At 40.7% G+C, this 23,156-nt stretch carries 14 protein-coding genes and 1 pseudogene; 2 read left to right on the forward strand and 13 right to left on the reverse strand.

Annotated elements, in window-relative coordinates; translation table 11 throughout:
- Positions 1-414: 414 nt before the first annotated feature.
- Complete coding sequence (locus H9N25_RS10715) at positions 415-3,072, forward strand: phosphatidylglycerol lysyltransferase domain-containing protein (RefSeq protein WP_190328883.1); 2,658 nt, start codon at positions 415-417, stop codon at positions 3,070-3,072.
- A 756-nt stretch (positions 3,073-3,828) separates the two neighbouring features.
- Here H9N25_RS10715 and H9N25_RS10720 read toward each other — a convergent pair.
- Complete coding sequence (locus H9N25_RS10720) at positions 3,829-6,357, reverse strand: DUF5686 family protein (protein WP_190328884.1); 2,529 nt, start codon at positions 6,355-6,357, stop codon at positions 3,829-3,831.
- A gap of 485 nt (positions 6,358-6,842) precedes the next feature.
- The gene (locus tag H9N25_RS10725; RefSeq protein ID WP_190328885.1) at positions 6,843-7,772 is read right to left on the reverse strand and encodes a hypothetical protein; all 930 of its coding nucleotides are present in this window, start codon (positions 7,770-7,772) and stop codon (positions 6,843-6,845) included.
- Positions 7,773-8,535: 763 nt separating this feature from the next.
- On the opposite strand from H9N25_RS10725, the gene H9N25_RS10730 reads away from it, so the two are divergent.
- The gene (locus H9N25_RS10730; RefSeq protein ID WP_190328886.1) at positions 8,536-9,105 is read left to right on the forward strand and encodes an outer membrane beta-barrel protein; all 570 of its coding nucleotides are present in this window, start codon (positions 8,536-8,538) and stop codon (positions 9,103-9,105) included.
- Positions 9,106-9,280: 175 nt separating this feature from the next.
- Here H9N25_RS10730 and H9N25_RS10735 read toward each other — a convergent pair whose 3' ends face one another.
- The 11 genes and pseudogenes from H9N25_RS10735 to H9N25_RS10780 all read right to left on the reverse strand — a co-directional run bounded on the left by H9N25_RS10735 (position 9,281) and on the right by H9N25_RS10780 (position 23,152).
- Complete coding sequence (locus H9N25_RS10735) at positions 9,281-10,039, reverse strand: LytR/AlgR family response regulator transcription factor (protein ID WP_190328887.1); 759 nt, start codon at positions 10,037-10,039, stop codon at positions 9,281-9,283.
- A complete protein-coding gene (locus tag H9N25_RS10740; RefSeq protein ID WP_223833702.1) occupies positions 10,036-11,259 on the reverse strand; it encodes a sensor histidine kinase in 1,224 nt (407 codons plus the stop codon). Before H9N25_RS10740 ends, H9N25_RS10735 begins: the two co-directional genes overlap by 4 nt.
- Positions 11,180-12,493 carry a TolC family protein gene (locus H9N25_RS10745; RefSeq protein ID WP_255524621.1) on the reverse strand — a complete coding sequence of 438 codons (1,314 nt, stop codon included), beginning with the start codon at positions 12,491-12,493 and terminating at the stop codon, positions 11,180-11,182. Before H9N25_RS10745 ends, H9N25_RS10740 begins: the two co-directional genes overlap by 80 nt.
- Before the next feature lie 101 nt (positions 12,494-12,594).
- A pseudogene (locus tag H9N25_RS10750) lies at positions 12,595-15,725 on the reverse strand (efflux RND transporter permease subunit).
- Between the two features lie 19 nt (positions 15,726-15,744).
- Entirely contained in the window at positions 15,745-16,860 is a 1,116-nt protein-coding gene (locus H9N25_RS10755; RefSeq protein WP_223833703.1) for an efflux RND transporter periplasmic adaptor subunit, read from the reverse strand.
- A 204-nt stretch (positions 16,861-17,064) separates the two neighbouring features.
- On the reverse strand, positions 17,065-17,379 hold the full coding sequence (locus tag H9N25_RS10760; protein ID WP_190328891.1) for a DUF3560 domain-containing protein: 315 nt from the start codon (positions 17,377-17,379) through the stop codon (positions 17,065-17,067).
- Between the two features lie 62 nt (positions 17,380-17,441).
- Positions 17,442-18,023 carry a hypothetical protein gene (locus H9N25_RS10765; RefSeq protein ID WP_190328892.1) on the reverse strand — a complete coding sequence of 194 codons (582 nt, stop codon included), beginning with the start codon at positions 18,021-18,023 and terminating at the stop codon, positions 17,442-17,444.
- Between the two features lie 476 nt (positions 18,024-18,499).
- The gene (locus H9N25_RS25435) at positions 18,500-18,724 is read right to left on the reverse strand and encodes a UPF0758 domain-containing protein (RefSeq protein WP_407947454.1); all 225 of its coding nucleotides are present in this window, start codon (positions 18,722-18,724) and stop codon (positions 18,500-18,502) included.
- Positions 18,725-18,988: 264 nt separating this feature from the next.
- Positions 18,989-19,168 (reverse strand): histone H1, encoded by a 180-nt coding sequence (locus tag H9N25_RS10770; RefSeq protein ID WP_190328893.1) that lies wholly within the window; start codon positions 19,166-19,168, stop codon positions 18,989-18,991.
- Positions 19,169-19,246: 78 nt separating this feature from the next.
- Positions 19,247-20,839, reverse strand: a complete 1,593-nt coding sequence (locus tag H9N25_RS10775) for a RagB/SusD family nutrient uptake outer membrane protein (protein WP_190328894.1) — start codon at positions 20,837-20,839, stop codon at positions 19,247-19,249.
- Positions 20,840-20,857: 18 nt separating this feature from the next.
- Entirely contained in the window at positions 20,858-23,152 is a 2,295-nt protein-coding gene (locus tag H9N25_RS10780) for a SusC/RagA family TonB-linked outer membrane protein (RefSeq protein ID WP_255524624.1), read from the reverse strand.
- Between the last annotated feature and the right edge of the window lie 4 nt (positions 23,153-23,156).

The raw sequence follows: 23,156 nt of genomic DNA on the forward strand, positions 1-23,156 counted from the left end.
GTATGGAAAATCCTTGGCCATCCAACTATAATAGTTTTTACGGTCATCCATTACCGTTACCAACCGGTATCTACCTATTCTACCGCTTATCGCACAGATTTTAAACTTTGTATCAGGCTTCGACACTCTTTCTTTCGCAATTTCACTCATCGGGCTACAGGATGAAAGAAACCCTACAAGCAAAGTAAAAAAACAAACAGAAATTAGTATACGATTTTTCTTTGGTGAGCTATTGTGATCTATCATACCATAGTGACAACCAATTTCTCAAAAGTCCCAATTCCGGCCTTATACTCATTTAACAGCTTACCGTTAGCAAACAATTTAACATCAGCACTACAGCGTTATCATAAACTTTGCTTTACAGTGGGTTAAAATGCAAATATTAACATGCCAATGGTGCCCGGTTAAACCTTGGGACCTTTTAAGAAAGCAGTTGTCATTAAAGAAAACATTTATAGGCCGCGCATCCGTATGATCAGTAAAGTAAATTATCAAGGGTACAAGATATTTTTTAAAACATTATTTGCCGTCGCCACCTTGGTGATGTTAGCTATATTCTTCATTCACGAAAGGCATGAAATCAAAGTATCTATTGACCTTTTGACTACGCTTAACCTGTGGATAATTATTGGCCTTAGCTTAAGCTTCATCTATATCTACCTTCAAGGATACCTGTATGTAAGCAGTTTTCGTGCCCTGGGTATCAAGGTAGATTTACAGGGTGCTGTTGGTTTATACCTGAAACGAAACTTGCTGAGCATTATTCTTCCTGCGGGCGGCTTCACTTCACTGGCGTTCTTTTCGGATGAATTAAAAGTGGACAAACTTAGCAGAGAAAAGATCAATATGGGGTCAATCATCTATGCAGTTGCTGGTATTGCCTCATTATTGTTACTGGCTATCCCGGTTATCATTTGGTATCATTTTGTGGGCCAGGCAACATCAACTTTCTGGAAATCAGTTTCATGGATGAGCCTGTCGACTGCATTAATAGGCATTCTTACCTGGTCATTTTTACGGCGGGGAGCCGTTTTTAATATATTGTACAGGTTTTTTCCTTCTGTAGAAAATTTGCTTTCACAAATCGATTTGCTCAAAGCCTCAAAAGTAAACTGGTGGAGACCATTGTTTACTGCCCTGCTGACTGAAATTGTCGGGATTGCCCATGTATATATTGCCATGTTGGCGCTAGGTATTGAGCCAAACCTGAGTATATGCATCTGGGCATATACTATAGCAACACTTTTATATTGCTTCTCGCCGGTATTAAAAGGTATCGGGACGGTCGAAATATCAATGGTTATGGTCTTTATGGGAGCCGGAATCAAAGAGTCGCAAGCAATATCAATTACCCTGTTGTACCGTGCCTTTGAGTTTTGGTTGCCGCTTATTGCCAGCATCTTTCCTTTCATTTTTAAAAAGATGGCATTTTGGGCCCGGCTTTTACCAGCATTATTCGTTTTAATACTGGGTTTGGTGAATATTATTTCCGTAATGAGTCCTGCTCTTACCGAACGTATTGAAGTGTTAGATAGGTTTATTCCCCTCATTACTGTAGACCTGTCCAATGGCATGGTTTTGTTACTGGGTGTGTTACTTACTATCAGCACTTACTATTTATTTCTCGGTGTTAAAAGCGCCTGGTACATGGCTTTTATCATGGTCGCCTTATCATTTTTCGGCAACCTAACAAAGGGTTTTGATTATGAGGAGTCATTGCTCGCCCTTATTGTAATGATATTTCTACTGATATCTTACCCATATTACGATGTCAAGAGTAATATTAACCTAAAAAACAGCAAGTTGGCTATTTGGACCTCTATTTTTCTGGCAATCATTTGCTACGGAACCCTGGGATTTTATTTCCTGCAAGGCAGACATATTGATGGTGAGTTTACTTTAGCTACCGCACTGACAAATAGTATAAAGCATTTTCTACTGCTGAACAATGAAAACATACAGCCATGGAGCATCCTTGGTACATCATTTTTATCTTCGTTAAATATACTCGGGATTATATTCCTGGTCCTACTGGTTTACAGATGGTTGAAGCCCCAAACGCCAAGTCTTGAACGTTTGGCAAAAAACACGAGGGAAGCAAAAAATATTGTGAACAGACATGGCCTGTCTCCGGTAGACTACTTCAAATTGTCGGATGATAAGCATTATTATTTTTGTAAGCAGGTTGAAGGTTTCTTTGCTTTTGGTATATCTTCCGGATACGCAATTGTACTGGAAGGACCGGTCTGTGAAAAACAACCTGATAATATCCGTAAGGCTATCGTCGAATTCGAAAACTTCTGTAAAACCAAAGGCATCCGTCCGGCTTACTACCAGGTAAATCCTTCTTTGCAGGCTGTACTGGTAGAGATGGGGAAAAAGTCATTCCACATTGGCCAGGAAGCTTTGATTGACATTGGAAAATTTACCCTGGAAGGGAAAAAGCGCAAAGCATTGAGGAACACGGTTAATAAACTGAAGCGGGAAGGTTACGAACCTAAAATATATCATGCACCAATTTCGGATGCTATACTCGATGAATTGAAGACTATTTCGGATAATTGGCTGGCCACCACAGGTAGAAGAGAGCGCGGATTTTCGCAGGGAACATTTATAGCCAGCCAATTAAAGCTTCAGGACATAATCGTCTTAGAAAACGCCAAAGGTAAAATTGTTGCATTCCTTAATGTAATTCCCGATTATGTTCCTGGCGAGACCACCTACGACCTGATCAGGAAACTCACTCCGGAAGAGGGTGGCAATATTGATATATTGATCCTGAAATTTATAGAATACTGTAGAGAACAAGGTTATAGCCACTTAAATATGGGGCTAGCTCCCTTCTCTGGAGCACTCCGTACAAATAACCTCAAAGGAAAACTCATGGAGCTGCTTCGGAAAAACGCGCCACAGATTAGGGCTTGGCAGGGACTTAGAGAGTTTAAAGACAAATTTGATCCACTATGGGAGGACAGATTTTTAGTGTATGAAAATGCATGCGACCTGATTCTTTTGCCTAAGGCGATAAAAAAGGTGATGGAGGTACCAGCCGACCGTCACCCTTATTGAGGAACACAGGATTTCCGACGATATATTCAAGACTTGCAAATGGGAAATAATCACTACCCTTGCACAGTGCCATATAAACATATAAAGCTGCAAGCGATAGAGGCTTCATTACCGTTTTCCAGTGATTGATAATCTTAACCAACCGTGTATAAGGCTTTAGCCTTCCCCGATTTTCGAGAAAGTAATCCTTATAATATAGGTCGCTGCCAGCATGAATGATTGCTTTCCTGAGGGGGTCGGACAGGCTGTTGTTTCTCTCCGCAATTGATGACGATTTTGCTAAAGTCTGTTAATGTTAGCGATTAAAATTTTTCAAATACATCGGATGGATGATGACAGGTATAGAAGGATTGTTCCGTCCGTAGTGGAGAACTGGAATCTCTGCGAAGCAAGATCCGCCTGGATAGATCTTTACCGGATATCATCACCCTGAACCCGTATCAGGGTCCTTCACACAGGATAGGTCTCTCCCCGCCTGTACGGACAGGTATTCCACAGTATTTCTGTCAAGATGATGACCATTTTTTTAAAATATGTCATTGATTATTTACCATCATGCACGAATGTTCCTAAAAAGATGTGCCCTGCATGGCAGCTAGCCTAGTTACAATTGCATAAGAGTTGGTACATTTATTACGTGGTCATGCAACCCCTATTCCCTCATCATATGAGCTCTTAAAAATCCAGCTGGTAAAAAGTCTACCAGCTGGAAGATAAAATCAAAAAACGTTGTATTAAATATTTAACCTGAAGGGGTTAAAAATCAAAAGAAAGCTTCGCCCTGATTCCCCACGGCGAGACGTTCGGATTGTTCAGATAATTTAATCTGCGCACATAATCCACGCGAAGTACTTTAAAAATATTCCCCAATCCTATGCTCGCTTCCATGTATGGCGCATTTCCCAATCTTCCTGAAAACTGACCATTCGAATTGTGGGCAGGGAATCTAAATAAATCCTGATGAACAGAAGGATCGCTGGAGCTGTCCAAAAAACCCTTCAGCACTTTAAACGATACTACTTCTCTTAACTGAAGTTTTTTAAGCAAAGGAATCTTATTCAGAAAAAAACCATTAAACTGGTGTTGTATGTTAATTCCAACATATTTATTACTCGTGAATTCCATAAAATTCATTAAGTTATAGGAGGAAAATTGATACATAAATGATTGATTGGCCCGGTGTATATTTAAAAGTGGGTAAGGAACCTTACCAAAAGTTACACCACCTTCAAGCTGCACATCCGAATAACCCAATTGGGAGAGAAAAAAGCGTTTAGAGGTATTGAATGTAAAACGCTGATAGTTATATGAACTACCGAAAACACCCTTAAATCCAATGTCGGCTTTCAACGAGAAAATCGGATACCCATTGTTGATGATGCGACGGTAGCGTTTCCCCTGAAAAAATGTTTCATTTGGCGCCCATCTAACCTCACCCGTTACCTCTGAGGTGGTTAAAGAACGGTAAGATTGTGTGGGCGAATCAAAATTGAGACTTCCCATAGGTGTTAATGTCTGTCTGTTAACACCAATCTTGAAAGAAAGATGATTTTCAAACTCGTGCAGGTATTCAGCGGAGAACTTGCCTTTATACCACATTTTATTGTTGACTCCCCTTCTTATAGAAAGCAATACGTTGTCATCAGATACGTTGCTGAGTTGTTGTCCCGGAATTTCAGTATCAAATGCATATTGAATGTTTAATGACCTTACAGGAAAGGTATAAATGGAGTGATCGGTTAATGAAAATGTTGTTCCGAACTTGTATTTAAACCGCTTATCGGTGGTACCATAGGCGGCGTAGGCATCAAAAACAATTTTCCTGCTAAAAGCGTCCGTCGTCCGTCCCCCTATCCGAAAACGGCTTCCTTCCAAACTATTGAAGCTATACAGCGAATTTAGAGGCCCTAATTCAACTTTACCACAATTAATAAAACCCGAAAAAAGAAGTGAAGCGATATCCATAGTCCTATTGAAGGCAGCATTGTTTTTTAGGCTGTCGACATTATTAAAACTTGTCTGTTCAAGGGCAGATAGTTTCTCGGGTCTTAAGGCATCGAAAGAAGGAACATTCATTTGAGGCAAAGTTCTTTTATTGGCCTTTACTGTGCTCGTTGGTAGATCTCCATGTTTATAACTGAAATCACTCATCATCAAGGTCCTCATTCCGAAAACATTCATTCCCTCTTTAAATACGCCCAGGTTCAAAGACATGGTACTTTTCGATAGGTAGTACCGTCCGTCTGTGTACTGCTGGTAAAGGATATCAAATTTTACATTATCAACCCAATTTATATTCGCCTTTTCGTTTATTTTCAATTCCGCTCGTTGAACGGCATCTTTACCATCCAAATCAATAAACAATAAACCTGTTGCCAAAGCGTCTTCTTTGTTTCTTGGAGAAACGAGGACTTGTACCTGCCAAGGTTTCGTGTTTTTTATCGTATCGATAATAAAGTATTTATAAAATGTTGGTGCTTCTGCAGCTATCGGGCTCAAAATCTGCCTATTTCCAAGCTGAATATCATGATCATAGAGATCAGGCTTACTGTATATCTTGTCCATAAACTCATCAAAACCGTCTTCATCAAACTTTTGGTCAATTCTATTTTCCTGCATGGCAACAACTTTACTCGCTACCGGCTTCCCATTGCTGTAATTTTCTTTCAGCGAAACTTCCTTTAAAAAAACAGGTACCAAAGTCCTTCCCGGAAGTAGTGCTGTGTCCATATTATTTTTCAGAAACGAAAACTTTTTCAGTAACCTGGATTTTTCAACAGCATCATTTTTTAACGCCAATGACATGGAAAGCTTATCATACACCGCTTGCGTATACATTGGGCTAACCCGCGCATTATTTTTTTCCCTGGCATTGATGACGCGCTGAATCAATTCCACAGCCGGATTATCTCTGTTGCGGTATTTGATGCGTGTTGCTTTAACCGTTACTTCGTCCATCTTATTATTTGGTTCAAGTTCAATGGTTAAAAGATTAATTGGAGTGCTGATGGAGCGCACTTCCGATCTGAATCCGATTGCACTTATCCTGATACTTTTTACCTGGCCAGAAAAACCAATACCGAAACGGCCGGCACTATCACACCTGGCACCCCGGTTAACTTCATCAACAATATTGATTGTTGCGTATGGAACGGGCTCTTTTGTAGATTTATCGATAACTATACCTGATAACTGTTTTTGCTGTGCCCTTGTATTTTCAGCCGAGAGGATCAATAGCATAACCGCTATTATTAAAAGCCCTGTTTGTTTTATTTTTTTATTCATCTATAATCTCCTGTACAAATGACAAGAAGTAACCCAAAAAGTCCAATTCCAGGCTGACGAAAAAATTGGCTGGATTAGAAAATCCGTGTAGCCAATAAATTGGCATGAAGATTTTTTTTTACATTCGATACTAAAATCAACATGAATGATTGTAGCATTTAACGGCTATTGATCTCCTCGGAAAATCGTCAGTAATGACGACATTGTTTAGGCAGTTGTAAATGGCAGGGTCAATTATTGAATAAAAATCTACTCCCCTTGTTCGCATCACGCGCACCACCAGGTTATTCAACGACTCCATAACACAAACCTTAAACCTCTGATTTACATCACATTGAGCTAACACACAGAAATAAGATATACCATGGTTGCCTTTCCATATCATAAAAAGGCTTAACTACAGAGCGTACACAGCGTTGAATACCATAAGCCGCCAATTGGTCTTAGAGATGATTATCAATCAAGATCAAGACAGCATTGATAAACTACCATAGAAAAGCAGATAATCCCAATCCTACGGACAGTCGGTCGCTGGTTAAGGCGACTTTTTCAGTTTTACCATCCAAAGATATTGGTTGGCCCGGAGTTCCACGCTCAATCAGAAGTTTATGATTTGATATAGCGTAGGTCACTTGTGCTTTTAAAGCTACATTCTTAGCAATCATTTTATGAGCCCCTACTCCAAAAGTCCAATTTACAGCAACATTTGATGGGTATCGCACAACCATTTTTGGGGATTGAAATACGTGGTTGTCAGTTTTCTCGTCTACAAGAAATCGTTGCCTGGTCATTGAGGAAATACCCGTTAATAGTTTACCTGTAATAAACCAGTTCTGTGGTAAAGGAAAACTAAAATACTGGCCAACTTCAGCAGAAAACATCTCGAGCTGCTGACCATAGGTGTTCTGGTTTAAATCGGATATGGTGGCAACATTAGAAAACATGGCTGAATTTAATCCTCCTCCAAAGCCATAGTTTTTGATCGGAAACCAGGCTCCTTCCATGCCCCAGCCGATACTTGTACAAGCAACCGCACCTTCAGCAGAAGTATTGGCCAATGGCCTGTTGGTAAGCAATACCGCATTCATATCAAGAGAAAGGAAACTTGGTCTTTGTTGGACGGGGCCAGCACTTTTCCATCGCCTTAAGATTGGCTTTTTATCACTATAACCATTCTTAGCGAAATACTCTCGCACTTCTTCAGAAGCGATAACGATTCCTTTTCCCAGTTGGGCATCTGTAGCCCATTGCTTATTGGTGCCGCTATGGGTCGGGTAGCTCACGGTCTCCAAAGGCAGCTGTTTCCAACAAGACCAGGGTATTGTTAAAGAATTTACGAGCTCCGGGGGAATATTGAGATTGGATTGTGCATTATGGGCTTGAATTTTTTCACTTTTCAAATTGATATTTAACATATTGATATTTTGAGCAATGCACTGCGTATGTATAACAAATATGAAAAAGATCAATGTTATTTCTGATCTGCGCATAAGTACAGCTTTGGAATATTGGACTATCTGGCTCAAATCGTGCATATTATCCGGTGGTATAAAGAAATCTTGAATAGTAATAAATATTATTTACTCAAAAGAATGACTTGTCATAAAAAGCGGCAGGGCGGCGATATGCAGCCTAATAACTTGATAAGAGGCTAACATATCAAAATTCCGCACCACCGCACTTTGCAGTCAGGACAGCTTAACCTGGTTAAATGGTACTAAAAAGGTATCCATATCGCCGACAATCAAATCCTATTGCCATTCTTCAATCTCATGACAAGGCATCTCCGAAAAAGTCCTATTATTTTTTTCAATTGGTGTTTTATTGCTTTAAACCAAAAAAAAAACGACCATAATACCGAGCAATCGTCCCACCTCTTTTCTATACCTGAAAAATAAACGGATTTCTTTTTTTTCAGAAAAAGCTAGGACTTTTTAAAGACCAAGTTGTCATTCAGATGAACTTAAAGAGAAACTATTTTAAATATTAGATTAATACAGTTAAAACATCCTATTGAAGTTTTGGTACCATCAGTTTTTTATCTGGTCTTACCAAAATCTCATCAATAATCCTGTTTGTTTGGAATGGTAGTACCGAAAGGTCTACCATTTTTAATTCTAAATGGTTTAAGCCGAAAGCAGTTCCGTGAAACAACTTAAGTGAATATATAACGCACGCATGATCAGAAACCTCTTACTAAGCGCACTGTTAATCTTCTCAGCCACTTATGGCCAGTCGCAACAGATCAATTCAAACAGAACAAAGCACTTTTACATTACACCAGGCATTGAAATACTAAAATCTACACATCGGAATTATTTTTACGGCGGGTCCATCAAGGTTAATTATCTGTTTCAAAACGGCCTTGAGCCCGGTGTCGGGATTGAATTTGCGGGTACTTCTCTTCACAAGAGCAACCATTACACGTTAAGAAATCTTCGCTTCTTTCCTATATATGCTAACTTAAAGTATAATATTAAACCGCTGGGAAAAATCTGCCCATTTGCCGAAACATCATTAGGAATTTCTATAAATAGATATAAAAGTTCTTATGATTTTGGTCCGCCAGAAATAATACAGGTTCGGGAATCAGGTTTTTATACCTATTTGGGTTTGGGGGCAAAATTTAGTTTAACACCTAAAATAAAAGCCTTATTGGGTGCCGGTTTTAAAGGATACAAGATGAGTTTAAATGATTTAGATATAAATCCACATGGGGTATCGCTAAATCTTGGAGTTACTTTCTAAAATGGATCAGCATTCCCGAATAGCTGCTGGACCATTTATCTTGATTAATCTATTTTTACCTGAGGATCCTGCATTCTTTGAAATAGATTATCCTTATACCAGTTTTGCCTATATAAACGGCCTCATAGTCTGTACATTGCTAAAAGCCAGGCCCTATTGCTTAACAAATTAACTATCATTGGTCTAACCAAGCTTTAAACAGCGGCACTCGTTCCCGGCTTACAAATGCTTCTAGCAAGGGGTAATGATGAAAACTAACTTTCAGCTTTGAATTGAAGTGATTGTAGACCTTATTTATTGCATTTATATTGACGATATACTGTCTGTTGAGCCTAAAAAAAAGTGTCGGATCCAATTGCTCTTCAAGTTCTCCCATATTTTGTGGTACAACTTCGTTCCAGCCACTAGGCAAATGTGCATAAGTAATTTTGTGCTCAGAATGAAAGAAGCTGACATCGTTAGCGGCAAGTATTTTATAGCTGTCTTTATGGGGGATTAAAAAGCGTGTTCTGATCTTTTTGTTTTCAAGCGCATCAATTACACCCTGCAGCCGATCGGTTATAATTGCAGATACATCTTCTGTTCGCCGACCGGTTTTTTCAAGCGCAGTACGTAGTTCCTCTTCTTCAATCGGTTTAAGCAGGTAATCCACACTGTTAAACTTGAATGCCCTTACAGCGTACTCATCGTAAGCTGTAGTAAAAACAATAGGGCTCTTCACTTCTACATGATTAAAAATCTCGAAACTGATGCCATCAGCCAACCTGATGTCCATCAGTATCAGATCAGGAACAGGGTTTGATTTAAGCCACTCAACACTGCTGGAAACTGTATCTAATACATCCAGGATTACAGCCTGCGGTTTTATTGCCAGAACCAGCCTTTTAAGGCGTTCGGCATTAGGATGCTCATCTTCTATAATTAATATATTCATTTAAGTAAAGGTAAGATTACGGTAAAATGCTTTTCAGTTTTAGTAATTACGACTTCTGGCGCATGGAGCAAACGATAACGATCCCTGATATTACCAAGGCCGATACCGGTACCATTCAAATGGGTCAACAACGGTTTCAATTCATTGGAAACTAAGATTTCGTTTCCCTTTGGTGACTTAATTTCGATCATCAAGGGGTCTGATTTTACTGTTCGGTTATGCTTGATGGCATTTTCTACCAAAAGTTGTAATGACATGGGCGGTATCATCGCATCTTTACTGATCTGCGCAAGATTGATGTCAAATGAGATACCCGAACCGATCCGTACCCTGGTCAAAAATAAATATGACTCTAAAAACTTAAGTTCTTCCGCAACCGAAATCTTATCTTTTTTTGAATTGACCAATAAATAACGGTATACCTTAGCGAAATTCTCTGCATATTCAAAGCCTTTTTGCTGATCCTGTAAGATCTGCTCTGCCAGAACACTCAGGTTGTTGAATACAAAATGTGGGTCGATCTGTAGCCTCAAAGCGTAAAGTTCGGCTTCACTGGCAGCCTGTTTGTGCTGGGCTGCATTTACTTCAAGTTCGAGTGCCAACGTTGCTGTTTTCTTCCAGTTCGTCAGGAAATAATAACCAATATTGCCCGCCATGATCAACAATGAAAGAATAACTGCTGAAGTTAGAAACTGCGAGAAAAGCCGGAGTTCTTCTCTTGAATAACTTGGTTCTTTTTCCAAAAAAATGACAACATAAACCAGGTGCATGAGGTGAACCGAAATAATAGCAATAATGGTCTGTAAAAGCGTTTGGACAAATAGCCGTATTCCTGATTTTTTTTCCCAGGTTAACCAGCCATCAAGTTTACGGTCTATCCAGAAACTGATCACCGTGAGCAGCAAAACATATATGTAAGTGTATAGGGTATCGCGAAGTGCAATCCAGCCCGGGCTAGCGTAATAATCTTTCCAGTAGGGGTCGTATGGATCTACCAGGTATGAAAGCAAGGTCAGAATCACCAGCGCGACCAGACTTACTATGATCATATGGTGTACTGGTATTTTCTCCCTTGTATATTTTGTTTTTCCCATGGTGTAAAAATAAGCTTTGCCAGCCTCAGTGGCAAAGCTATTCGTATTATTGCAGTCCTCCGCCCAGGCTTCGGTATAAATCAACAGCAGACTGGAGTTTTTCCAGGCGTATATTGGTTCGCTCAAGTTCAGTCTGCAGCAGATTATTCTGTGCCGTGATGATTTCCAGATAGGTTGCCATTCCATTTTGGTAAAGTAGCGAAGCATCTTTCGCTGCCTTTTGCAAAGCCACCAGCTTTTCATCAATCAATATCAACCGTTCTGCGGTACGTTTCTGTTTTTCCAATGCATCGCTAACCTCACCTACCGCGGCCAGTACGCGCTGTTTAAACTGAAGTACAGCCTTTTCCTGCTCCAGGGAGGCACGCTCATAAGCTGTCTTAAGCGATCTCTTCTGAAATATGGGCTGGGTGAGATTAACTGCCAGATTTTTTGCCAACGATCCAGGGAGATTGAACCAGGAGTTCAGTTTAAATGAATTGGCGCCAATAGATGGGGTTAGGCTAAATGAAGGATACATCGCCACTTTTGACAGACCTAGTTTGGCCTGTGCATTCATTACGGCCCATTCCGCTGCTTTTACATCGGGCCTTCTGCTGAGCAGCCTTACAGGTAGTGAACTACCGAAGCCTTCGTTAAACACAGTAACACTAAAATCTGGTTTTCTGTAAATAGGAGACGGAAATTCACCGCATAAAATGCTCAGTGCATTTTCCTGTATAGCGACATTTTGTTTTACAAGAGGAACCAATAATTCAGCAGTTTTCAGCTGTGCCTTTGCCTGCTGAATGGCCAATGAATTTACCTGTCCGGCCTTGTACTGCAGGATAGTCATCTTTAACGTACTGTCGCTCAAAACCTTATTTCGATCTGCAATTCTTAACTGTTCATCAAGAGATAGCAAATTATAGTATGCCTGGGCTACCTGAGCAATAATCCTGGTTTGCAAAGCCCTCGCACTTTCCTTGTTTGCCATTAAATCAGCATACGCACCATCTTGCTGCATTGCCGCCTTGCCCCAAATATCAGCCTCCCAGGATACCCTCAACTGCGCATTGTAATCATCGATATAGCTCGTTTTGGTAAACTGCTCGCTCAGCGAACCGTTTAATGAGTTTTTAGACATCCAGTTTCTTGCCCCCGTTACATTCAGATCAAGGGTTGGCAGGAGTGCTTGTTTGGCTTCCTTTAATCCAGCCTCTAGCTGTTTTATGGTGAGCTGGGCAACTGCCAGATCATTATTGCGTTTTAAGGACATCGAGATCAAGTGCTGTAATTTTTCATCACTGAAAAAAGATTTCCAAGGAAGGCTCAGGGAATCACCGGTAAGCGATGAAGATTCCCTATAGCTTTTGGGCATTTGTATAGATGGCTTAACCTGAGGCTTCCTCAGCAAACAAGATGAAAAAAACATGATGCCAAATGCCAACAATATTAAATTCTGTACTCGAATCATTTTATCTAATCTTTAATTTTTTGAACAGAAATTTTTTCCTGCAGATATTGAAATACTATAAATAGCAGCGGAATAACTATTACGCCTAACATTACGCCAGAAAGCATGCCCATGGCAGAGCTTACACTGATGGAACGGTTGCCTACTGCGGTTCCTCCAGTGGCAGTCATCAGTGGAATCATTCCAACAATAAAAGCAAGTGATGTCATGATGATTGGTCTGAGCCTCGAACGTGCGCCTTCAATGGCCGATTCTATAATCGTTAAACCAGATTGGCGTTTCTGAATGGCAAATTCCACGATCAGAATAGCATTTTTCGCCAGCAAACCTACCAGCATAATCAGGCCGATCTGTACATAGATGTTATTGTCCAATCCAATTGCCTTGATGCCTAGGAAAGCACCTATAACACCCGTAGGAATGGATAACAAAACCGAAAGTGGTAAGAGATAGCTTTCATATTTTGCGGCAAGAATAAAAAATACGAACAGCAAGCAAACTCCCAAAATTATGACTGTTTGATTGCCACTGGCTTTTTCTTCCAGGCTTAAGCCCGTCCACTCATAGCTATAATCAGCAGGCAGTTTGGATAGCGTTTCTTCAACCCTTTGCATAACTATCCCATTACTTACTCCTGGTGCCCCGGTAACATTTATATTCAATGAATTGTACAGATTATAGCGTCCTACCGATTCTGGTCCATATACTTTGTGCAGGGTTACCAGTGTAGATGCAGGGACCATCTGTCCATCTTCGCTTTTTACAAAGATCTCCTGAAAGGCGTGAGCATCCATTCTGAATATTCCGTCTGCCTTAATATTTACCCGGTAAAATTTACCAAACCTGGAGAAGTTCAGCGACTGGTCTCCTGAAAAATAATTTTGGACAACGCTCAGCAGATTGCTTACACCAACTCCCATTTGTTTTGCCTTATCTTCATTCACTTCCAGTTCAAGTTGAGGATAATCGGCCCTAAAGGTGGTATATGCCATGGCTATGCCGGGCTTTTTTGAAAGTTCTCCGATAATCTGATCGGCCTTTTGTTTAAGTTGCTGCGAATTACGCCCCATACGATCCTGCAAGGCAAATTCGGCACCACCGGTTACACCATAACCCTCTACAGGCGGCATCCGGAAAGCCATCACTGTACCACCCTTAACGGTGGCAATGGCCTGGTTAACCTGGCCCATAATCTCATTAATGTCTTTTACCTTACCCCGTTCTTTAATAGGTTTTACCGTAACAAAACCCATTGCATAAGAAGGACCTGCTGCATTGCTCAATAAATTAAATCCGGTAATGGAGGTATTTTCGCCCACCGCCTCGATTTTTGCCAGTTTTTCGCCAATTTCTTTGGTTATCTGGGTAGTTCTATTAAGGCCGGTTCCTGGCGGCATAGTCAGCGAAAACATAAACATTCCATCATCTTCCTCTGGCACAAAACTTTTTGGAGTGATTACCATCAACCAGACAGCTATTCCAATAGTTAATGTGATAAGCCCTGCTGAAATCCATTTTTTTGAAATTAAAAACCGCAACCCACTAATATATCTGTTCGTTAAATGATTAAAACCAGCATTGAAAGCTTTAAAAAAGCGACCTTTTACTCCAGTGGGCTTGGTCTGTGCTGCACCACTATGATGATTGTTTTTTAACAGAATTGCACATAATGCGGGCGTGAGTGTAAGGGCGTTAACAGCTGATATTACAATAGCAATGGCCAATGTATAGGCAAACTGTTTGTAAAAAAGCCCAGCCGATCCAGACATGAATCCAATTGGAATAAAAACTGCTGCCATTACCAGGGTTATTGATATTACTGCCGCGGTAATCTCGCTCATTGCCGATTTTGTGGCCGCACGGCCGCTTAAATCCGAAGTTTCCATCTTACTGTGAACGGCTTCAACTACTACAATGGCATCATCCACTACGATTCCAATGGCCAGTACCAGCGCAAAAAGTGTCAGTACATTTATAGTAAACCCTAAAAGCAATAAAAAGAAAAAAGTTCCAACAATAGCTACAGGCACTGCAATAGCAGGAATAATGGTTGATCTGATGTCCTGAAGAAACAGGAAAACAACGATAAACACCAGGATAAATGCTTCTATCAAAGTAGTTTTAACCTGGCTGATAGAAAGATCGAGCTTTTCTTTTGTACTCAAAATCTTTGAAAAATGAATCCCGGCGGGAAAGTCTTTTCCAGTTTTTTAATTTCAACATCTACTCCCTTTTCAATTTCATTTGCATTGGATCCCGTTGTTTGGTTAATGGCAATAGTAACCGCGTTACGGTTATTCGATTTATTAGCACCCGAATAACTTGTTGAACCAAATTCCACACGTGCCACATCTTTCAGGCGGATCACACTGCCTCCATTTCGTTTAACAACCATACGTTCGTAATCCTGAACAAGGTTTTTCTTTCCTTTGTAACGAATTACATATTCCAAGGCGGCATTAGAATCCTCGCCCAGTTTTCCCGGAGCAGCCTCAAGGCTTTGATCTGCAATAGCATTTGATACATCAGCAGGAACAAGCCCCAAAGAAGCCATTTTACGTGGGTTCAACCAAACACGCATAGAATAATCTTTTGTACCAAATACCTGGGCCTGGCCTACCCCTGGCACACGTTTAATCTGCGGAATTAAATTGATGTTTGCATAGTTTTGCAGAAAAAGCTCATCATACTTTTTATTGTCATCAGTATACAGATTAAAGATCATAATCATACTGTTCTGCTGTTTTGAAGTGGTAAGCCCCGTGCGGATTACTTCCTGTGGCAGGATAGATGTAGCCTGTTGTACCCTATTCTGCACATTTACGGCCGCCTGGTCTGCATTTACACCTTGCTTAAAAATAATGGATATAGAAAATGAGCCATCGTTTGATGCCGTAGATTTAATGTACTGCATGTTCTCAACACCATTAATCTGTTCTTCTAACGGCGTGACTACCGAACGGATAACAGCCTCACTGTTCCCTCCGGGATAGGAGCCCGAAACCATTACTGTGGGTGGAGAAATATCCGGAAATCTCGTTAGCGAAAGGCGGCTTAATCCGATTATGCCCAGAATCACAATGATAATGGAAATAACGGTTGCAAATACCGGCCTGTCTATTATTTTTTGTAACATAAAATTTCGATGAAAAAGTTTAAGATTTTGTTTTGATCTTTGGTTTTACCTGAATGCCATCATATAGCACATCAATCCGGTTAATGGCAATCTGTTCGCCATTTTTCAAGCCCGATCTGACTATATAGTTATCACCACTCTCCGCTTTTATTTCGATTGGGATCAATCTCACCTTACTGCTATCGGCCAGGCGGTAAACAAAAAACTTATCCTGTATGTCTTTAACAGCAGCTTTAGGTACCAAGAGGATATTCGATAGCGATTCTTCTATTACCACATTGGCTGAGCCGCCAGAGCGCAAAATTCTTTTCGGATTATTGAACACGGCTTTTATACTAACTGTTCCGGTAACCCGGTCAACGTTTCCACTAGCTACCTGTAGCTTACCATTTTCAGGGTATTGCTGCCCGTCGGCAGTAACCAGGCCAATGTTTATTTTGGCAGTTCTATCTGCACTTCCCGAATTCAGGCGCATAAATTCTGCCTCACTAAGCGAGAAATATACATATACGGTACTAATATCTGAAAGCGTGGTTAGTGGAGTCGCATCAGTTGCAGAGATCAAGTTTCCCACGCGGTTTGGAATCCTGCCAATATAGCCGCTTACCGGCGCTTTGATCAGTGCAAAACCGGCGTTTATTTTTGACGCTCCAAAAGTAGCCTTCGCCTGGGCTACCTGTGCGGTAGCAGCTTGCAGGTTAGCTTCAGCCGTCTTCAGTTGTACTGGCGACACAACGCTTCCGCCAACAAGCGATTTCATTTTTTCTACTTCGATCCGGACGCTAGCATGCGTGGCAATTGCAGCCTGCAAAGCGGCAGAACTGTTACTAACCTGCTCCTGAAAAACTTCTGACTTGATTTTAAAAAGCAACTGTCCTTTCTGCACATAATCGCCCTCTTTAACGAATATTTTCTCCAGGTAACCGCTCACCTGGGCTTTGATATCAACATTCACGAGCCCTTCAATATTCCCCGGATAGGTTTGTTTAACTGTTGCAGTATCTGGGTTTAAGGTAATAAAGTCAGTTTCCAAAGCCTGCGGCTGTTCTGTAGAAGTATTTTGAGGCCTTTGGCTACATCCCACCCATAATAAAGAAAAGCAGAGCCAGCTTAAGGATTTTTTTGTTATACTCATTTTCATGATAATCTTCAAAAGTAGAAACAGGCCCTATTACCTGTTTGGCTACAAAATAAAGACGCATTGGGACGATTCTTATCCGAAATCATACCCAAGCGTAGAAAATAGCTACCTAAACGTGATATATCTACACTGGGCCGAACATCTGCAAAAGAACTTTTTACCTAGCCGCTACAACCATTTACCGACGCTTTGTTGGATTTAATCGTGAGTATTGAAAACGAAGATTATTTCAAAATTATAGGCGTGAGCGATAGCTTCTGCCTTGTCTGTGTAATAGACTGCCTTTTTCTGCTTTTTAACGGATCTACCCTTAGTATCCTGTATTTTTTCCCTATACCTGCGGTCAAGTTTTTCGCCATGGTGACCAATTAAAATCGGTTGCCCCATGGGAATGCCCGAGGCCATCTCTGCGGCCGAGTTGTAAAGCTGGTCGGATTCTTTTTCGTTTTTAGCAGCCTTGGTTTTCGCATAGTTAATGCGGCGATCCCTGCGCTCATTAAAATCGTGTTTCATCTCTCAAAAATTAGATCAAAAAATAAATGCCCCTTGGTTTCATGCCAAAGGGCATCAACATTTTAAGCAGGGATAATGATTTCGCTTTCAATCTCCGCCAATTTATCTACGCAAAGACGGTTAACATCAGCCGCCACCGCTTTAATGATAAAAGGATTTTTGGTTGAAAACTCCCTGCCATTATCATCTTCAATGGTCAGCGTACAACTCTGAAAGAAATTAACATGTGTTTCCTCCGCATCATCCTGCTGCGCCACCTCGAAAGCCGCTAAGGTGTCGATGGTTTCCAACAACTTGCCCCTTTGATTGATGCGGCGTGTCAGATCCAAAGCCAGTTTAATGGTAGAATCCAGATTTCTAACAGGCTTAAGCTCCACCGCAGGTGTTTTACCCTCTGTTTTATCCACAGACTCCGTTTTCCCGTTTTCGGTATCCAATTTAGCCTGCAGGGTTTCTACCTTAGCTACATCGCCCGCTTTCACTACTGCTTTTCCACCATTCGAGGATTTATCAAAATCCTTGTTCGGTTCAATCGCACCGCTGCCTTTAGCAGCGACAGCATCACCACTAGCTAAGCTATTAGCTTTATGATCAACCGGACTATTATTTGCAATTGCACTAGAATTAATTACTGTCGTTTTCATAATTTTTAAAATTTAACTGTGAAGAAAAAATTGAAACAGCCGCCATCAGCAGCCAATCTCCTGAACGCCTATGGCGCTAGCAAGATCAAAAAACTAGGATCGGTGGGCTTCTGCATTTTTCCGTGTTCATGATACTATGGGTTTAAAAATATCAGTCGGCAGGAGCCTCCTGCCTTTTTGATAGTCACCCTCACCTGAACACAATCCATTTTTCAAGACAAGACTTTGCGAAAAAAAAACCTCGCGAGCGCAGCGAAGCAGGGAAGATTTTTTTCCGCAAACCCGCAGGGCACCGGTCTTGACGGAAAATGGATGGTTCAGAAATTTGTGCTCAAAAAGGTAGAAGCAAAATTTTGAGCACTTAAAGTGCATTAACAGCATTTACCCCCACCTATTCTCCCAGCCTAGAAGAAAAAAACAAAAAAAGCCCCGACCAGAGGCCATGGCAAAACAACTTCATCACAAAACAGCCCGGTTCAATCTCCTGGCCAGTTCCATCGCCGCAATAACCAAGGATGATTTAGCAATCCCCATCCGGTGAAACGGCAAAGCCCGGAAACATCCAGCGCTGCCAAATTCCATAAATCCCCACCCACACTCTCCAATATCCGACAGGATAAATCAATTGCCGATTCATTGGGCGTTCCAGAACCGATCAACATCGCCAGCAGCTCGCCATCCCTCATTGCAAAGAACCCAATCTGTCTTAAGAAAAGTTAAGATTTTTTATAGCAAAATAGTTATTGCATGTGCAAAGAATCTCGCTGGTAACAGCAGATCTAAATATCATCAACTTAAAAAATATTTGATGCTGTTCCTTCAGTTCATACCACTAAATATTCATATCACGGAACAACATGATATGACTCGGGACATTCACCCTAGAGTTTGCGCCTGTGACGGGCGCAAACAAAAAAAGCCACTGGTCTCTACCAGTGGCCTTATTTCGCAAAACAGTTTCCTGTTTATTTTGCGTTGTTTTTTTTCTGAGTAACCTCGGCCCTGATCTCCTGAGCCAAAGTTTTAAGGGCCTGCATTGCTTTACGCACACGTGTACCTGCTGCCCCATTTCCACCACCATAAAATTTCGCTACATCAGCCTCAACTGAAGCGATTACTTCCTGTACCTGTTTGAATTTGTCCATTTTTTGATTTTTTTTTGGGACTAAACGGTCCCTGGTTAATATTTATTATCTACCTTAATAATTAAAACAAATGATCTTTTACCAGCCTGCATTTTGTTTTAATGTTCCATTAGAAAGCCCGATCTGGGTGTATGGTATTTGCTGCAAACCTTTTGTAGCCATGATATTTGCAGCAGATATTTTTTTCTCTGTACTTACCCCACCATTTAATACGGTTGAAGTTTCGGCAATTTCCTGGGCTGCTTTATCTATTCCCTGGCGCAATAAATCATAATAGCGTATTCCTTCGAAAGCAAATTCCAGCCTGCGTTCTTTAATGATGTTATCATGGCTTATTGCAAGCGGTGTAAATGCATCTTTATATGCACGCTGCCTAACAGCATCAAAATAGGTTTGGGCATTTCCACTTCCCAACTCTGCTGCCATCAATAATACATCAGCATAACGGATAGATACATAATCCTGGAACTGACCAATCTGGAAGTTGGGATTACCATTTGCCTCTGGCAGGGGCTTGCCATCTAAACCGATCATTGGGCTGTATTTTTTTACATAGTAGCCAGTATATTCTCTTTGACCTTTTTGATTTGTGAAGGGGAGTTTTTCGTCGACAATAGAAATGATGGAACCTGCTCTTCTTGTATCAGTTGGCAGATATGCATTCCATAGTTTAGGGTTTACAGTTTCAGCACCCCATCCGTTTCCATACGGGTAAAGTGCCTGCTCACGGATACCTATCATTACCATCCAATGGTTGCCATCGGTATTGCCAGCATAATCACTTGTATACGTATATTTTATTGCAAAAATGGTTTCCTTATTATCTTCACCTGCATAAGACGTTAGTGATGCAGCAGGCCATAAGTTGGCAAAATTCTCAATTAAACCATACCCGCCTTTTGTAATTACATCTTCAAGATATGCAAGGGCTTCTGATTTAGATACAACACCAACTAAATCTGCCTTTGCATAGTAACCTGTGTAAAACAGGAATACGCGACCCATCAGGGCTTCTGCAGCATATCTGGTAACCCTACCATGATTGGCTACCGCCTGAGCCGGGTAAGCAACTTCCGGTAAATTTGCTGCAGCGAATTTAAGATCGTTGGCAATTACCTTATAAACTTCATCTGGATTACTTTGTGGTATATTTTCGGTAGATGGAGCCGTTAACAATGGAATGTTTCCCCAAAGCCTAACCATATCAAATAGCAGGTAAGCACGCAAAAAGCGAGTCTCAGATTCGTATGTTTTTCTTAACTGGGTATCGCTACCCCATTCTATCTGATCTAGTTTACTCAGTAGCATGTTGCAGCGAAACAACGCCCTATAATACAAAACCCAGTTTCGATTATATAAATTTTGATCTGATGGCGAACGCGACTTATCAAATTCATCAATCATCTGGTAACCAAAACCATCAGAATTTCCGGTTGCACCGAAAGTATTGTCAGACATTACTTCAGCTGCGACGGGCAAAGCAATCCCCTCAGACCACACCACCTGTAACCCGTCATAACAACCAACAAGTGCAGTAAATGCATCTTTTGGTGTTTTGTAAAAATTTTGATCTGTTACTGCTGTCACTTGCTTAGTATCCAGAAAACTTTTTTTGCAGGCGCCTAAAGATAAAAGGCTCAGTGCTACAGCATATATTTTTATAGTTTTCATATTTTTATGATCTTGTAGTTAAAACTTAAGATTGGCTCCTATCATGAACGTTCTTGGTCTTGGATAATAACCCAAATCGATACCAGACGCGAATCCCTGAGTACCATAACCTATCTCCGGGTCCATTCCATCGTATTTTGTAAAGGTGTAAACGTTTAATGCAGCAGCATATAACCTTACCTGTTTCAGGTAGCTCTTTTTAAATACTTTGCCAAGATTATAACCTACAGTGATGTTGCTGATCCTTAAAAAATCACCTTTTTGAATATACAGATCAGAGAAATTACTCCAATTCCGGTTGTCTTCAGTTACGCGAGGAATGGTGTTCGATGTGCCCTCTCCGTGCCATCTATCGAGTATTCGGGAGGTATAATTACCAAACTGACTAGACGGATTTCTGTAGGATTGAACAATATCATTTCCGGCCACGCCAGAAGCTACAACAGAAAAATCGAAGCCTTTGTAATCGCCCGAAAGTGTGATACCAAATGTATAATTCGGATTCGGATTACCAATCATGCCCCTATCCAGGTTATCTATCATACCATCTCCGTTAACATCCACGTACTTAACGTCTCCGGGAGCAGCGGTTGGTTGTATTACCTTACCACTGGCAGATCTGTAATTTTGAACCTCGGCTTCGTTCTGAAAAATACCCGCTGTTTTTAACCCCCAGAAATAGCCAATTGGGAAACCGGTTTGAGCACGATAGAACTCAAGTGCATTGTTGAACAGTTCATTCTCACCACCATGAATAATTCCATCGGAAGTAGGAATATTTTCAACTTTGTTCTTGTTATAAGCGCCATTAACACCAACAGAATAATTAAATTCGCCCACCTTGTTTTTATAAGTAAGGGCCAGTTCTATACCTGTATTTCTCACGTTACCACCATTAATAAAAGGAGGATTGGCGCCAGCTGTGGCCAGAATCGGTACGGCTATTAACCAATCTTTAGTCGTTTTATTATACCAGTCAAAATTCAACGCAAATTTGCCTTGCAAAAAATTAGCATCAAATCCGATATTCGTCTGTTCGGAGGTTTCCCATTTCACTGCAGGATTACTAATTCTTTCTTGGTAGCCGCCAGGAGTAAGCACACCCTCAGTAGGACCAAAAATATAATTGGTATTATTTAGCTTAATTGGTGCCAGATATTGAAACGCATCTATATTTTGACTTCCAACCTGCCCCCAGCTGGCACGGACCTTAAGAAAGTCTAACCAATCCTTTTGTCCCTGCATAAAACTCTCGTTGGTTACTACCCAGCCTACAGAAACAGAAGGGAAATACCCCCAGCGGTTTGCCGGGCCAAAACGTGAAGAACCATCTGCCCTAAAAGTGGTATTTAATAAAAATTTTTCTTTGTAATTATAATTTAACCTACCAAAATAAGATAACCTGCGATCAGGATCGTTAGGTCTGCCTCCAATAGTGATACCCGCTATGTTTTTACCTGTTGCATTACTTAGCCAGGCATAATCAAAACCATCTGCAATCAAATTTGTATTAGTTCCAAAAATACTGGAACCATCTGCACGGTATGCAGAACTTCCTACCATAGCTTCAAAAGTATGGTCATTACCTAACTTAAATTTATAGCTCAACAAATTATCCCAGATTAGTGATTTACCTTTATTCATCGACTGGCTGGCTTTGTTAACAAGGTTATAACTGTAAACCGAAAGGCTGTAAACAGGGGTATAAGAACGGCTTTCACTTGCACTATAATCTATACCTAAACTGGTTCTGAATTTCAGATTTTTAATCGGTTCAATTACCATATAAATATCGCCAAGTATACGCTGAGTATTATTTTTGTTCTGGCTGTTATATACCATCAATGCATAAGGATTTGCCTCTCCATTATTCCATGTAGATTTGCTGTTATCGAAGAAGTTTCCATTCTCATCATACATCTTCAAAAATGGGCTGGCACTAAATGCACCACGTAACGTATTATTATACTGATTACCAACCAGTATACCGTTATTGTTAATATCTGTATAGGTAAGGTGCTGACCAATTTTGATGATATCTTTATAAAAATTATGCTCTGAATTGATTTTAAAGCTGTAGCGTTCGTAATTAGACAAGCCTTTACCCCCTACAATACCCTCCTGCCCGGTATAAGACAAACCCAATGAATAAACTGAAGTTTCAGATGCGCCCGATGCACCAAGTGCATAGTTTTGTGTGAGTGCATTGTCTACAAACATCTCGTCCATCCAGCTTGTACCTTTGCCAAAGGCTTTTATTTGATCATTGGTAAACAATGGTTGTTTGCCGCTGTTTACAGCAGCTTCGCTCATTAAA

It is taken from the genome of Pedobacter riviphilus (genome assembly GCF_014692875.1).
GTDB lineage: Bacteria > Bacteroidota > Bacteroidia > Sphingobacteriales > Sphingobacteriaceae > Pedobacter > Pedobacter riviphilus.

What these genes read in the sequence shown, in the direction of transcription:
- H9N25_RS10725 (WP_190328885.1), bottom strand. Translation starts at nt 7,772, where the DNA reads ATGTTAAATATCAATTTGAAAAGTGAAAAAATTCAAGCCCATAATGCA.
- H9N25_RS10770 (WP_190328893.1), bottom strand. Translation starts at nt 19,168, where the DNA reads ATGGACAAATTCAAACAGGTACAGGAAGTAATCGCTTCAGTTGAGGCT.
- H9N25_RS10780 (WP_255524624.1), bottom strand. Translation starts at nt 23,152, where the DNA reads ATGAGCGAAGCTGCTGTAAACAGCGGCAAACAACCATTGTTTACCAAT.
- H9N25_RS10730 (WP_190328886.1), top strand. Translation starts at nt 8,536, where the DNA reads ATGATCAGAAACCTCTTACTAAGCGCACTGTTAATCTTCTCAGCCACT.
- H9N25_RS10755 (WP_223833703.1), bottom strand. Translation starts at nt 16,860, where the DNA reads ATGAGTATAACAAAAAAATCCTTAAGCTGGCTCTGCTTTTCTTTATTA.
- H9N25_RS10775 (WP_190328894.1), bottom strand. Translation starts at nt 20,839, where the DNA reads ATGAAAACTATAAAAATATATGCTGTAGCACTGAGCCTTTTATCTTTA.
- H9N25_RS10720 (WP_190328884.1), bottom strand. Translation starts at nt 6,357, where the DNA reads ATGAATAAAAAAATAAAACAAACAGGGCTTTTAATAATAGCGGTTATG.
- H9N25_RS10735 (WP_190328887.1), bottom strand. Translation starts at nt 10,039, where the DNA reads ATGAATATATTAATTATAGAAGATGAGCATCCTAATGCCGAACGCCTT.
- H9N25_RS10760 (WP_190328891.1), bottom strand. Translation starts at nt 17,379, where the DNA reads ATGAAACACGATTTTAATGAGCGCAGGGATCGCCGCATTAACTATGCG.
- H9N25_RS10745 (WP_255524621.1), bottom strand. Translation starts at nt 12,493, where the DNA reads ATGCCCAAAAGCTATAGGGAATCTTCATCGCTTACCGGTGATTCCCTG.
- H9N25_RS10765 (WP_190328892.1), bottom strand. Translation starts at nt 18,023, where the DNA reads ATGAAAACGACAGTAATTAATTCTAGTGCAATTGCAAATAATAGTCCG.